General features: G+C 52.9%; 9 protein-coding genes. 6 read left to right on the forward strand and 3 right to left on the reverse strand.

Features of this window, described 5'->3' with window-relative positions:
- Window positions 1–117: 117 nt before the first annotated feature.
- Window positions 118–3,261 carry an exonuclease subunit SbcC gene (sbcC, locus tag H9644_RS18335; protein WP_191775826.1) on the reverse strand — a complete coding sequence of 1,048 codons (3,144 nt, stop codon included), beginning with the start codon at window positions 3,259–3,261 and terminating at the stop codon, window positions 118–120.
- Window positions 3,258–4,460 (reverse strand): exonuclease subunit SbcD, encoded by a 1,203-nt coding sequence (gene sbcD, locus H9644_RS18340; protein ID WP_191775829.1) that lies wholly within the window; start codon window positions 4,458–4,460, stop codon window positions 3,258–3,260. Before sbcD ends, sbcC begins: the two co-directional genes overlap by 4 nt.
- Window positions 4,461–4,649: 189 nt before the next feature.
- On the opposite strand from sbcD, the gene phoB reads away from it, so the two are divergent.
- The 5 genes from phoB to malZ all read left to right on the forward strand — a co-directional run bounded on the left by phoB (window position 4,650) and on the right by malZ (window position 11,839).
- The gene (gene phoB / locus H9644_RS18345; RefSeq protein WP_000113933.1) at window positions 4,650–5,339 is read left to right on the forward strand and encodes a phosphate response regulator transcription factor PhoB; all 690 of its coding nucleotides are present in this window, start codon (window positions 4,650–4,652) and stop codon (window positions 5,337–5,339) included.
- 57 nt (window positions 5,340–5,396) lie between these two features.
- Window positions 5,397–6,692, forward strand: coding sequence for a phosphate regulon sensor histidine kinase PhoR (gene phoR, locus H9644_RS18350; RefSeq protein ID WP_191775833.1), 1,296 nt, complete (start codon window positions 5,397–5,399; stop codon window positions 6,690–6,692).
- A gap of 406 nt (window positions 6,693–7,098) precedes the next feature.
- The gene (gene brnQ / locus H9644_RS18355) at window positions 7,099–8,418 is read left to right on the forward strand and encodes a branched-chain amino acid transporter carrier protein BrnQ (RefSeq protein WP_000149639.1); all 1,320 of its coding nucleotides are present in this window, start codon (window positions 7,099–7,101) and stop codon (window positions 8,416–8,418) included.
- Between the two features lie 75 nt (window positions 8,419–8,493).
- Window positions 8,494–9,867: a proline-specific permease ProY gene (proY, locus tag H9644_RS18360; protein ID WP_064527110.1), complete on the forward strand. Its 1,374-nt coding sequence runs from the start codon at window positions 8,494–8,496 to the stop codon at window positions 9,865–9,867.
- 154 nt (window positions 9,868–10,021) lie between these two features.
- Window positions 10,022–11,839 (forward strand): maltodextrin glucosidase, encoded by a 1,818-nt coding sequence (gene malZ, locus H9644_RS18365; RefSeq protein ID WP_191775836.1) that lies wholly within the window; start codon window positions 10,022–10,024, stop codon window positions 11,837–11,839.
- A gap of 4 nt (window positions 11,840–11,843) precedes the next feature.
- Here the strand turns inward: malZ and acpH are convergent, their stop codons facing one another.
- Entirely contained in the window at window positions 11,844–12,425 is a 582-nt protein-coding gene (gene acpH / locus H9644_RS18370; RefSeq protein WP_064527113.1) for an ACP phosphodiesterase, read from the reverse strand.
- A gap of 91 nt (window positions 12,426–12,516) precedes the next feature.
- Here acpH and queA point away from each other — a divergent pair, with 91 nt between their 5' ends.
- Entirely contained in the window at window positions 12,517–13,587 is a 1,071-nt protein-coding gene (gene queA, locus H9644_RS18375) for a tRNA preQ1(34) S-adenosylmethionine ribosyltransferase-isomerase QueA (protein ID WP_191775839.1), read from the forward strand.
- Window positions 13,588–13,630: the final 43 nt, after the last annotated feature.

Genomic DNA, 13,630 nt, shown 5'->3' on the forward strand with positions numbered 1-13,630 from the left:
CACAACCACCAGGACGGCTACGAATCACCGTAGTCAATAAAGTGATAGCTTGCAGGATAACGACCAGCGAGGCCAAGAGATAATTCGCCCCTCTGTATTCATTATCCTGCTGAATAGTTATTTCACCGCAAACGTGCTGTCCAGTTTGCTGTAGCCCAGTCCGTTGATCTTCTTCACTTTTATCTGCACCGGAATACGCTCTTTCATCGCTTCAACATGGCTAATCACCCCGATAGTTTTACCACTGGCGTTCAGAGCATCCAGTGCATCAAGGGCGGTATCCAGCGTTTCGCTATCCAGCGTGCCGAAACCTTCATCGAGGAACAGCGAGTCAATACGCGTTTTATGGCTGACCAGATCCGAAAGTGCCAGCGCCAGTGCCAGGCTCACGAGGAAACTTTCGCCGCCGGAAAGCGTACGGGTATCGCGTACCGCATCTGCCTGCCAGGTATCGACAACCTCGACTTCCAGCGCCTCGCTGGCTTTACGTTGTAACAGGTAGCGCCCGTGCAGCCGGGTAAGTTGCTGATTAGCCAGATGGACCAGATTGTCCAGCGTCAGCCCCTGAGCGAACTTACGGAATTTATCGCCCTCTTTGGAGCCAATCAGCGAATTAAGATATCCCCAGTCCTCGACCTGCTGGGTCGTCTGTGCAATTTGCTGCATTAAGGTTTGTTGTTGCTGACGGTTGTCTGCATCCTGCTTCAGCTGCTGGCGAATTTCCCCCTGGCGAGTGGTATTTTCACGTAATTTTTGGTTAGTTTGTGCTAACGCCTGCTGAATCTGTTCCGCAGCCAACGTGAGATCCAGTCCGCCAGGCTGTTGCTGTTGATGTTGTGCCAGTGTTTCTGCCGCCTGAGTTGCCAGCGCTTGTGCCTGACGACGCTGGTTTTCCAGATTCTGTTTCAGCTGTTCCAGCTGAGTTAGCGTCTGTTCATCCATTAACGCCGCAAGGAATGCCTGCTGATCGTCAAAAATGCTGTCCTGTAGCGCGGAGTCAAACTGCGCCTGAACTTTTTGCAGACTTTGCGCTGCCAGAACCTCCTGTTGCAGTAAGGTTTGCCACTGGCTTTGCAACGCGAGGCATTGTTCGTGAACTTGCCGCCAGTTTTCCAGCGTCACCGTTTCTTCGCTATGCGGGAGTTCATCACTTTGCGGCAGCGTTTCCAGAATTGGCGTCAACTGCTGAATACGGTTTTGCAACTCGGTTAATTCGTTCTGGCGCAGCTGCCAGCTCTGTGCTTCTTGCTGGCGCGCCGACAACCAGCTTTCTTCTTCATCTTCCAGTGGCAATGCCAGTGAGTAACTTACTAACGCTGCAGAGAGTTGCTGATGGTGTTGTTCAATCTGTTGTTGATACTGGGAAATTTGCTGATTATGCGCGGCAATTTGCGCCTGCAATTCATGACGCTGACTGAGTAATTGCAGTTGTTTTTCGTGCTCTTCCTGGGTGGCAAGCCACGGTTGAATATCGTCCTGTGGCTGCAAGGTGATATTGAGACTGGCCGTTAGTACACGCCATTCTTGAGTAAGTGCTTGCTCATCTTGCCGGAGGCTTTGCGCTTCGTTCTCATCACGCTGAAGCTGCTTTGTTAATGCGTCCAGTTGTCCTCGCAGCGCCGCGCCTTCTTCGCCGAGCTTTTTCACTTCGTTTTCCAGCGTTAATAGCCGGGCCTGATTAACGCCCGGTTCCAGCGACTGATACGCCTCGACCGCTGGGTGGCTGGTGGAACCACAAAGCGGACACGGCTGACCCGGCTGTAACTGCGCGCGTTGGGCTTCCAGCGTTTTAATGCGTGCTTCCTGCTCGCAAATGGTTTTGACGTCGGCAAGCTGTTGCGTTTTTTCCTTATAACGCTGGCGCATTTCGTTAAGTGCAGCGTTACGTTGCGTCTGTTCCTGAGTAACGTTCTGGATAGCAGCCTGTAGCTGCGCCAGGCGTTTTTGCTGGGGAACAATCTGCCCATGCAGCGCAATCAGGCGCTGACGCAGCGGACGTTGTTCGGCATGAAGCGCCTGGGCGGTGGCAACTTCATCGGCAGTTAATGCCAAAGAGAGCGTCGGAAGCGCATTAAGTTTTTGCTGCGCATGGGTTAACTGCTGTTGCCATTGCCGCAGATGCCCGCGATCGCTTGCCTGTTGGGCAAACTGCGCGCGCCATCCAGCCAGTTCGTTGTTCCACAGACGGAAACGGTCGTGTTCCTGTAACCATGCATTCAGTGTTTGTTGATACTGTTGTAATTCTGCCGACTGTTTTGCCGCCTGGTGACGAATGCCGCTGCGAAGCGCTATTGTGCTTTGTAAGCGAGTATTCACTTCTTCAATCTGCTGACGAGTATGTGCTAGCGCTGTTGAATACTCTGTGATTCGTTCCCAGTGCGGACGGAGATGCCGCGCGGGTTGCGCCAGGCCGAGCGCCGCCAGTTGCGGTTGTGCTTTTTCTTCCTCAGCTAACGCCTGTTGCAGTGCCTGCTGACGGCGACTGGCCTCCTGCTGCAACTCATCCTTCCGCGTTAACCAGTTAATTGATTGTTGTTCTTGCTGCTGCGCGGCGAGTAACTGTTTCTCTTCGTCAGTGAGTACCTGCAAACTTTCTGTAAGCGATTGCACCTGTTCTGGCGCTAATAAGGCTACGCCGCTGGCCTGCGCTTGCAGTTTCTCCAGCTCAGTACGGGCCGATTTATGCTGTTCAAAAACCATCGCCGAGATTTGCCCGTAGATTTCGGTGCCGGTTAACTCCTCCAGCAATTCCGCGCGTTCTTTCGGTTTCGCATTGAGGAAGGCAGCAAATTGCCCTTGTGAAAGCAGCATCGAACGGGTGAACCGCCCGTAATCAAGCCCGGTTAACGTTGCCGTCAGTTCCAGCTTATCTTTTACTTTATCAGCGAGGATTTTACCGTCTGCGCAGCGCGCCAGCTCTACGCGCGGCACCTGCAAATTACCGTCCGGCTGGTTACGCGCCCGATTCTGGCTCCAGAACGCGCGATACGCTTCACCTTTCACTTCAAATTCCACTTCCGCCAGACATTCGGCGGTATCGCGGGTCATTAGATCATTTTGTGATTGCGAAACGTTAGAGAGGCGCGGGGTTTCGTGATACAGCGCCAGACAAATGGCGTCCAGCAGCGTGGTTTTTCCCGCGCCGGTCGGGCCGGTAATCGCAAACAGCCCGTTGCTGGCGAACGGCTCGTGGGTGAAATCAATCTTCCATTCGCCTTTTAATGAGTTCAGGTTTTTCAGGCGCAGGCTGAGAATTTTCATGCTTCGTGTTCTCCGGCGAGGGTCTGCAACGTCGTGGCGAAAAGATGTTGCAGACGTTGATGCTGCGATTCATCCAGTTCTTCCAGTGCCAGACGGCGATTAAAAACTTCTTCGACGCTAAGTTCGCTGAGGGTTTCACGCTGTTGGCTGGCTAACACACGCTCGCGCTGTTCACGACTGCGGCGTACCAGCAATACCTCAACTGGCAGTGATTCGGTTAATGCCTGGATTTTGCGCTGAATATCATGCAGATACTCATCAGTAGTGATTTCAATATCCAGCCAGACAGGTGGCTCCTGTGGCACATCGCGCCATTGTTCCAGCTGTTCGATAATTGACGCCAGATCGCCTTTCAGTACCGCCATCGGTTGCGTTACCGGTACGTTCAGGTTTTCCACGCTCTCTAATTTGCCGTTTGAAAATGTCACCAGATGGACATATTTACTTTTGCCACATTCATCAAAACTCAGTGGGATAGGAGAGCCGCAATAGCGTACATGTTCCATGCCGCCAATAATCTGTGCGCGGTGAATATGTCCGAGCGCGATGTAGTCGGCTGGCGGAAAGTTTTGTGCCGGGAAAGCGTCCAGCGTGCCAATATAAATGTCACGCACGGCGTCACTTTTGCTGGCGCCAACGGTCGTTAAATGCCCCGTGGCGATGATGGGCAGAGGCTGATCGCCGCGCAGTTTGCAGGCATCTGCATAGTGTTGTTGGTAATAGTCGGTGATCGCTGTCAGCAAATGCTGTTGTTTTTCAATGCCGTTAAGCCCCGCCTGGCTGGTAATAATGTCACGCGGGCGTAAAAAAGGAATGGGGCATAGCACCGCGCCCGGCGTCCCGTCGCGACGAGGCAAGATTTGTGGGGCATGTCCGGCGCTGGCGACGACGGTAGTATTGAGGAACGCCATGATATCGCGCGATTCATTTAGCGTGGCTACCGAGTCATGGTTTCCCGCCAGTACCACCAGATGACAGCCAGTTTGCTGTAAATTGACAACAAAACGGTTATATAAAGTACGGGCGTAACTGGGCGGCGAGCCGGTATCGAAAACATCACCGGCAACAATAATCGCATCCACCTGATGGGTTTGTGCTGTCTCCAGCAGCCAGTCAAGAAAAGCCTGATGTTCGGCTTCGCGGCTTTTACTGTAGAAGTTCTGGCCGAGATGCCAGTCTGAGGTGTGAAGGATGCGCATAACGATTCCCTGGCGAAAAAGCATGGGCGCGATTATACCCAAACAGATATGTTATTTGCTTTTTTCTGCACCACGGAAATCAATAACCTGAAGGGATGTGCGACGTGCTTTTCATAAATCTGTCATAAATCTGACGCATAATGACGTCGCATTAACGATCGCAATCTATTTATTACAACAGGGTAAATCATGGCGAGACGTATTCTGGTCGTAGAAGATGAAGCTCCAATTCGCGAAATGGTCTGCTTCGTGCTCGAGCAAAATGGCTTTCAGCCGGTCGAAGCGGAAGATTATGACAGTGCTGTGAATCAACTGAATGAACCCTGGCCGGATTTAATTCTCCTCGACTGGATGCTACCCGGCGGCTCCGGTATCCAGTTCATCAAACATCTCAAGCGTGAGTCGATGACCCGGGATATTCCGGTAGTGATGTTGACCGCCAGAGGGGAAGAAGAAGATCGCGTGCGCGGCCTTGAAACCGGCGCCGATGACTATATCACCAAGCCGTTTTCCCCGAAGGAACTGGTGGCGCGGATTAAAGCGGTGATGCGCCGTATATCGCCTATGGCGGTGGAAGAGGTGATTGAGATGCAGGGGCTAAGTCTGGACCCGACATCTCACCGGGTGATGGCGGGCGAAGAACCACTGGAGATGGGGCCGACTGAATTTAAACTGCTGCACTTTTTTATGACGCATCCCGAGCGCGTGTACAGCCGCGAGCAGCTGTTAAATCACGTCTGGGGAACCAATGTGTATGTGGAGGACCGCACGGTCGATGTTCACATTCGCCGCTTGCGTAAAGCACTGGAACCTGGCGGGCATGACCGCATGGTGCAGACGGTGCGCGGTACAGGATATCGTTTTTCAACCCGCTTTTAACGCCTTGCTCTTCGGACGCAGAGCAGGGCTTATAATTTCATAACTGGAGTATCTTACGTGCTGGAACGGCTGTCGTGGAAAAGGCTGGTGCTGGAGCTGCTACTTTGCTGCATCCCGGCTTTCATCCTGGGTGCTTTTTTTGGTTACCTGCCCTGGTTTTTGCTGGCATCGGTAACAGGACTGCTTATCTGGCATTTCTGGAATTTATTGCGCCTTTCATGGTGGCTATGGGTGGATCGCAGTATGACCCCGCCACCGGGGCGTGGTAGCTGGGAACCGCTGCTGTATGGCTTACACCAGATGCAGCTGCGTAATAAAAAACGCCGCCGCGAACTGGGCAATCTGATTAAACGCTTTCGTAGCGGGGCGGAGTCACTGCCCGATGCAGTGGTACTGACCACGGAAGAGGGGGGGATTTTCTGGTGTAACGGTCTGGCGCAACAAATTCTTGGTCTGCGCTGGCCAGAAGATAACGGGCAGAACATCCTTAACCTGCTGCGTTACCCGGAGTTTACGCAATATCTGAAAACGCGTGATTTTTCTCGCCCGCTCAATCTGGTGCTCAACACCGGGCGGCATCTGGAAATTCGCGTCATGCCTTATACCCATAAACAGCTGCTGATGGTGGCGCGTGACGTCACGCAAATGCATCAACTGGAAGGGGCGCGGCGCAACTTTTTTGCCAACGTAAGCCATGAGTTACGCACGCCATTGACGGTGTTACAGGGTTACCTGGAGATGATGCATGAGCAGCCGCTGGAAGGCGCGGTACGCGAAAAAGCGTTGCACACCATGCGTGAGCAGACCCAGCGGATGGAAGGGCTGGTGAAGCAATTGCTGACACTGTCGAAAATCGAAGCCGCACCGACGCAGTTGCTTAATGAGAAGGTTGATGTGCCGATGATGCTGCGCGTCGTTGAGCGTGAGGCTCAGACTCTTAGCCAGAAAAAACAGACATTTACCTTTGAAATAGATAACGACCTCAAAGTGTCTGGCAATGAAGACCAGCTACGCAGTGCGATTTCGAATCTGGTCTATAACGCAGTGAATCATACGCCGGAAGGCACACATATCACGGTGCGCTGGCAGCGAGTGCCGCACGGTGCTGAATTTAGCGTTGAAGATAATGGACCGGGCATCGCGCCAGAGCATATTCCGCGCCTGACCGAGCGTTTTTATCGTGTAGACAAAGCGCGCTCCCGACAAACCGGCGGTAGCGGGTTGGGGTTAGCGATCGTGAAGCATGCGGTAAATCATCACGAAAGCAGGCTCAATATTGAAAGTACGGTGGGCAAAGGCACGCGTTTCAGTTTTGTTCTGCCGGAACGTTTAATTGCCAAAAACAACGATTAATCCGCCTTTGTCATTTTTTATTGCCATAAGCCAGCTGACGCTGGCTTTTTTTCTTTGCAGTCAAAAAATGGGCGCTGAATTTTACAATGTCTGGTGATTTTTTGTTCGCATGATTAGCCATAACTTTTTCGCTGAAATAGCGTTTTATACTGGTTAATGATTTCTTATCGTTATATCCCTCTGGTTTTTAGATCCCTTCTTGCTTTAAAACGTTATAAGCGTTTAAATTGCGCTTCAGGTGCTGTCATACTGACTGCATTCACGCGGTAAATCGAAAAACTATTCTTCGCCGCGCCTGGTTGGGAGTATTTCCCGCTAAAATTGTTTAAATATACCGCTGTATCATCCCCAGGGATTGGCACAAAAATTTAACGTTACAACACCACATCCACAGGCAGTATGATTTATGACCCATCAATTAAGATCGCGCGATATCATCGCTCTGGGCTTTATGACATTTGCGTTGTTCGTTGGCGCAGGTAACATTATTTTCCCTCCTATGGTCGGTTTGCAGGCAGGCGAACACGTCTGGACTGCGGCATTCGGCTTCCTCATTACTGCCGTTGGTCTGCCGGTATTAACGGTAGTGGCGCTGGCGAAAGTTGGCGGCGGCGTTGACAGTCTGAGCACACCAATCGGTAAAGTCGCAGGTGTGCTGCTGGCAACGGTCTGCTACCTGGCTGTCGGGCCGCTGTTTGCAACACCGCGTACGGCAACCGTCTCCTTTGAAGTGGGCATTGCGCCGCTGACGGGTGACTCAGCATTGCCGCTGTTTATCTACAGCCTGGTCTATTTCGCTATCGTTATTCTGGTTTCGCTCTATCCGGGCAAGCTGCTGGATACCGTGGGCAACTTCCTCGCGCCGCTGAAAATTATTGCGCTGGTCATCCTGTCTGTTGCGGCGATTGTCTGGCCTGCGGGCTCGATTAGCACGGCGACTGAGGCTTATCAAAACGCTGCGTTTTCGAACGGTTTTGTCAATGGCTACCTGACGATGGATACGCTGGGCGCGATGGTGTTTGGTATCGTTATTGTTAACGCGGCGCGTTCTCGCGGCGTAACCGAAGCGCGTCTGTTGACCCGTTATACCGTCTGGGCTGGCCTGATGGCGGGTGTTGGTTTGACTCTGCTGTACCTGGCGCTTTTCCGTCTGGGGTCAGACAGCGCGTCGCTGGTTGATCAATCCGCGAACGGTGCGGCAATTCTGCATGCTTACGTTCAGCACACCTTTGGCGGTGGCGGTAGCTTCCTGCTGGCGGCGTTAATCTTCATCGCCTGCCTGGTTACGGCTGTTGGCCTGACCTGTGCTTGTGCAGAATTCTTCGCTCAGTACGTACCACTCTCTTATCGTACGCTGGTGTTTATCCTCGGCGGCTTCTCGATGGTGGTGTCTAACCTCGGCTTGAGCCAGCTGATTCAGATCTCTGTACCGGTGCTGACCGCTATTTATCCGCCGTGTATCGCACTGGTTGTATTAAGTTTTACGCGCTCATGGTGGCATAATTCGTCCCGCGTGATTGCTCCGCCGATGTTTATCAGCCTGCTTTTTGGTATTCTCGACGGGATCAAAGCATCTGCATTCAGCGATATCTTACCGTCCTGGGCGCAGCGTTTACCGCTGGCCGAACAAGGTCTGGCGTGGTTAATGCCAACAGTGGTGATGGTGGTTCTGGCCATTATCTGGGATCGCGCGGCAGGTCGTCAGGTGACCTCCAGCGCTCACTAAATCACTGAACATTTGTTTTAACCACGGGGCTGCGATGCCCCGTGGTTTTTTATTGTGTTGATGGGTTAGGAATTGATGGAAAGTAAGAACAAGCTAAAGCGTGGGCTAAGTACCCGACACATACGCTTTATGGCACTGGGTTCAGCAATTGGCACCGGGTTGTTTTACGGTTCGGCAGATGCCATCAAAATGGCCGGACCGAGCGTGTTGTTGGCCTATATTATCGGTGGTGTCGCGGCATATATCATTATGCGGGCGCTGGGGGAAATGTCGGTACATAACCCGGCAGCCAGCTCTTTCTCGCGTTATGCGCAGGAAAACCTTGGCCCGCTGGCAGGTTATATCACCGGATGGACCTACTGCTTTGAAATCCTTATTGTCGCCATCGCCGATGTGACTGCTTTCGGTATCTATATGGGCGTCTGGTTCCCGACGGTGCCGCACTGGATTTGGGTGTTGAGCGTGGTGTTGATCATCTGCGCCATTAACCTGATGAGCGTGAAAGTGTTTGGCGAACTGGAGTTCTGGTTCTCGTTCTTTAAAGTTGCCACCATTATCATCATGATCGTTGCTGGTTTCGGCATCATCATCTGGGGGATTGGCAACGGCGGGCAACCGACCGGTATCCATAACCTGTGGAGCAACGGTGGCTTCTTCAGTAACGGCTGGCTTGGCATGGTGATGTCGCTGCAAATGGTGATGTTTGCCTACGGTGGTATTGAAATTATTGGTATTACCGCCGGTGAAGCGAAAGAGCCGGAGAAGTCCATTCCGCGCGCGATTAACTCAGTGCCGATGCGTATTCTGGTGTTCTATGTTGGTACGCTGTTCGTCATTATGTCTATCTATCCGTGGAATCAGGTAGGTACTGCTGGTAGCCCGTTCGTGCTGACGTTCCAGCATTTGGGGATTACCTTTGCCGCCAGCATTCTTAACTTCGTTGTGCTGACTGCCTCGCTGTCGGCAATTAACAGCGACGTGTTTGGCGTAGGCCGTATGCTGCACGGCATGGCAGAGCAGGGGAGCGCGCCGAAAATCTTCAGCAAAACGTCGCGTCGCGGTATTCCGTGGGTCACGGTGCTGGTAATGACTACTGCGCTGCTGTTTGCGGTGTATCTGAACTACATCATGCCGGAAAACGTCTTCCTGGTGATCGCTTCGCTGGCGACCTTCGCCACCGTGTGGGTGTGGATTATGATCCTGCTGTCGCAGATTGCCTTCCGTCGCCGTCTACCGCCAGAAGAAGTTAAAGCGCTGAAATTTAAAGTTCCTGGCGGGGTGGCAACAACCACCGCGGGGCTGATTTTCCTGGTCTTTATCATCGGACTGATCGGTTATCACCCTGAAACGCGCATCTCTCTTTACGTTGGTTTTGCGTGGATTGTGGTGCTGTTGATTGGCTGGATGTTTAAACGCCGCCACGATCGCCAGTTAGCAGAAAACCACTAATTCCTGCCTTTTGTCGCCGGATCAGGAGCAAAACCTGATCCGGCTCTTCCGAAAGTTATCCGCCCCCGTTCTCCTCCCTTAAATATCCTTCAGATGATGATTGATCCCGCATCAGGCTATGGCAAGGTGATCACATTTTAATCGTAGGGGAATTATGATGTTGAATGCATGGCACCTGCCGGTGTCCCCGTTTGTTAAGCAAAGCAAAGATCAACTGCTTATTACACTGTGGCTGACGGGCGAAGAGCCGCCACAGCGCATTATGTTGCGCATGGAAAACGATAACGAAGAAACATCAGTACCGATGCATAAACAGCGCAGTCAGCCGGAACCTGGCGTGACGGCGTGGCGGGGGGCGCTCTCTCTCTCCACCGGGCAGCCACGTCGGCGCTACAGTTTCAAATTGCTGTGGCACGATCGCCAGCGTTGGTTTACGCCGCAAGGTTTCAGCTCAGTACCGCCAGCACGGCTGGAACAGTTTGCCGTCGATGTGCCGGATATCGGACCACAATGGGCGGCAGATCAGATTTTTTATCAGATCTTCCCGGATCGTTTTTCCCGGAGTCTGCCTCGCAATGCCGATCAGGATCATGTCTATTATCATCACGCCGCCGGACAGGAAATCATATTGCGTGACTGGGATGAACCCGTCACGGCACAGGCGGGCGGATCAACGTTCTATGGCGGCGATCTGGATGGGATTAGCGAAAAACTGCCGTACCTGAAAAAGCTTGGCGTGACGGCGCTGTATCTTAATCCGGTGTTTAAAGCACCCAGCGTGCATAAATACGATACCGAAGATTATCGCCACGTCGATCCACAGTTTGGCGGCGACGGAGCGTTGCTGCGTTTGAGGCACAACACGCAGCAGCAAGGGATGCGGCTGATGCTGGATGGCGTGTTTAACCACAGTGGTGATTCTCATGCCTGGTTTGACAGGCACAATCGCGGGACGGGCGGCGCTTGTCATAACCCCGAATCGCCCTGGCGCGACTGGTACTCGTTTCGTGATGACGGCACGGCGCTCGACTGGCTGGGCTATGCCAGCCTGCCAAAACTGGATTATCAGTCGGAAAGTCTGGTGAATGAAATTTATCGCGGTGAAGACAGCATTGTCCGTCACTGGCTGAAAGCGCCGTGGAATATGGACGGCTGGCGGCTGGATGTGGTGCATATGCTGGGGGAAGCGGGCGGGGCGCGCAATAATTTGCAGCATGTCGCCGGCATCACTGAGGCGGCGAAAGAAACCCAGCCGGAAGCGTACATTGTCGGTGAGTATTTTGGCGATGCGCGGCAATGGTTACAGGCCGATGTGGAAGATGCCTCAATGAACTATCGCGGCTTTACTTTTCCGCTGTGGGGCTTTCTCGCTAATACCGACGTCTCTTACGATCCGCAGCAGATTGACGCTCAAATTTGTATGACCTGGATGGACAATTACCGTGCCGGGCTTTCTCATCAACAGCAACTGCGTATGTTTAATCAGCTCGACAGTCACGATACCGCGCGATTTAAAACGTTACTTGGGCGGGATGTTGCACGTCTGCCACTGGCGGTCGTCTGGCTGTTCACCTGGCCTGGCGTGCCGTGTATTTATTACGGCGATGAAGTGGGAGTGGACGGCAAGAACGATCCGTTTTGTCGTAAACCGTTTCCCTGGGACCCGGAAAAACAAGATACGGAGCTATTCGCGCTGTACCAGCGAATGATTGCGCTGCGTAAGAAGAGTCTGGCATTGCGTCGTGGCGGCTGTCAGGTGTTGTATGCCGAAGATAACGTGGTGGTGTTTGTGCGTGTGCTCAATCAGCAGCGTGTGCTGGTGGCAATCAACCGTGGTGAAGCGTGTGAAGTAGTGCTACCCGCGTCGCCGTTGCTTAATGTTGCGCAATGGCAATGCAAAGAAGGGAACGGACAACGGGTGGACGGGATCCTGACGTTGCCCGCGATATCAGCCACGGTGTGGATGAATTAATGCCTTATAACGCTTTGCGTGAAGCCTGCGCCATCATCCGCGGATAAAACTGCCAGAAGCGGGTTTCAAGGGCGTCGTAATGGGCGTCTAAATCGTACCAGGAGTCACGCAGAGCATCCAGGCGTGGGCGACGGCTTGCCATGCCGTTTAACACGTTCTGGATGAAATCCATATCGCGATAGCGCACCAGCCATTGCTCTGACCATAAGTAGTTGTTCAGATTAATAAAGCGCGGCGGTGAGTTCGGCAGAATGGTAAGCACTTGCTCGCGGGCATAACAGACAAATTCCTGTAGCGGAAAATCGGGCGACAGCTGCGACCAGTGGCGGGAAAGAAAGTGATCCCACATCACATCCAGCGTAATAGGCGCGACACGGCGCGTTTCATTACGAAACCACTCCCGCGCTTCGCGGACTTCCGGCAGATTGTCAGTTAACACATCGATACGCCGATGCATATGAATACCTGCGACCACGTCGGGCGGAAAACTTTCGTCAGGATTTCCGCGAACAAAATCAGCCAGTAAGTTGCCAGAGAGCGAGCTTTCCGCCAGGTGAGCTAAATGCAGGTGAGCTAAAAAATTCATCGATTATATTCTATCCAAAGGGGGTAAAGGTTGCAGGGAGAGCGCCCCGGCACTAGACTACCCGCCTCTTATTTTAGTCTGAGTCAGTGTCATGCGCGTTACAGATTTCTCCTTTGAATTGCCCGAATCCCTGATTGCCCACTATCCAATGCCTGAACGCAGTAGCTGTCGTTTACTGTCGCTGGACGGGCCGACGGGCGCGCTGACGCACGGTACTTTCACCGATTTACTCGACAAGCTCAACCCTGGCGATCTTCTGGTTTTTAACAATACCCGCGTGATCCCGGCGCGTCTGTTTGGGCGTAAAGCCAGCGGCGGCAAGATTGAAGTGCTGGTTGAGCGGATGCTCGACGACAAACGCATTCTCGCGCATATTCGCGCCTCGAAAGCGCCAAAACCGGGCGCTGAACTGATTCTGGGCGATGACGAAAGCATCAAAGCAACAATGACCGCTCGTCACGGCGCGCTGTTTGAAGTCGAATTTAATGATCAACGTTCGGTGCTGGATATTCTCAACAGCATCGGCCATATGCCACTGCCGCCGTACATCGACCGTCCGGATGAAGATGCAGACCGCGAACTTTATCAAACGGTTTATAGCGAAAAACCAGGCGCGGTAGCAGCACCGACCGCCGGACTGCACTTTGACGAACCGCTGCTGGAAAAATTACGCACCAAAGGCGTGGAGATGGCATTCGTGACCCTGCACGTGGGGGCGGGGACGTTCCAGCCGGTACGTGTCGACACCATTGAAGACCACATCATGCACTCAGAATACGCTGAAGTGCCGCAGGATGTGGTAGACGCGGTGCTGGCGGCGAAAGCGCGCGGTAACCGGGTGATTGCGGTTGGCACCACCTCTGTTCGCTCGCTTGAGAGCGCGGCCCAGGCGGCGAAAAACGATCTGATTGAACCGTTTTTCGATGATACACAAATCTTTATCTATCCCGGCTTCCAGTACAAAGTGGTCGATGCGCTGGTGACTAACTTTCACCTGCCGGAGTCAACGCTGATTATGCTGGTTTCAGCATTTGCCGGTTATCAACACACGATGAACGCCTATAAAGCGGCGGTAGAAGAGAAATATCGCTTTTTTAGTTACGGTGATGCGATGTTTATCACGTACAATCCGCAGGCAATTAATGAGCGCGTCGGGGAGTAATTCCGCGGCGCAGGTTTAAACGTTGGACTGTTTTTCTGACGTA

It is taken from the genome of Escherichia whittamii (assembly GCF_014836715.1).
GTDB classification, from domain to species: Bacteria; Pseudomonadota; Gammaproteobacteria; order Enterobacterales; family Enterobacteriaceae; genus Escherichia; species Escherichia whittamii.

Excerpts from the sequence above, each read along its gene's own strand:
- brnQ (WP_000149639.1), top strand. The coding sequence starts at position 7,099 with ATGACCCATCAATTAAGATCGCGCGATATCATCGCTCTGGGCTTTATG.
- malZ (WP_191775836.1), top strand. The coding sequence starts at position 10,022 with ATGATGTTGAATGCATGGCACCTGCCGGTGTCCCCGTTTGTTAAGCAA.
- phoB (WP_000113933.1), top strand. The coding sequence starts at position 4,650 with ATGGCGAGACGTATTCTGGTCGTAGAAGATGAAGCTCCAATTCGCGAA.
- sbcC (WP_191775826.1), bottom strand. The coding sequence starts at position 3,261 with ATGAAAATTCTCAGCCTGCGCCTGAAAAACCTGAACTCATTAAAAGGC.
- acpH (WP_064527113.1), bottom strand. The coding sequence starts at position 12,425 with ATGAATTTTTTAGCTCACCTGCATTTAGCTCACCTGGCGGAAAGCTCG.
- sbcD (WP_191775829.1), bottom strand. The coding sequence starts at position 4,460 with ATGCGCATCCTTCACACCTCAGACTGGCATCTCGGCCAGAACTTCTAC.
- queA (WP_191775839.1), top strand. The coding sequence starts at position 12,517 with ATGCGCGTTACAGATTTCTCCTTTGAATTGCCCGAATCCCTGATTGCC.
- proY (WP_064527110.1), top strand. The coding sequence starts at position 8,494 with ATGGAAAGTAAGAACAAGCTAAAGCGTGGGCTAAGTACCCGACACATA.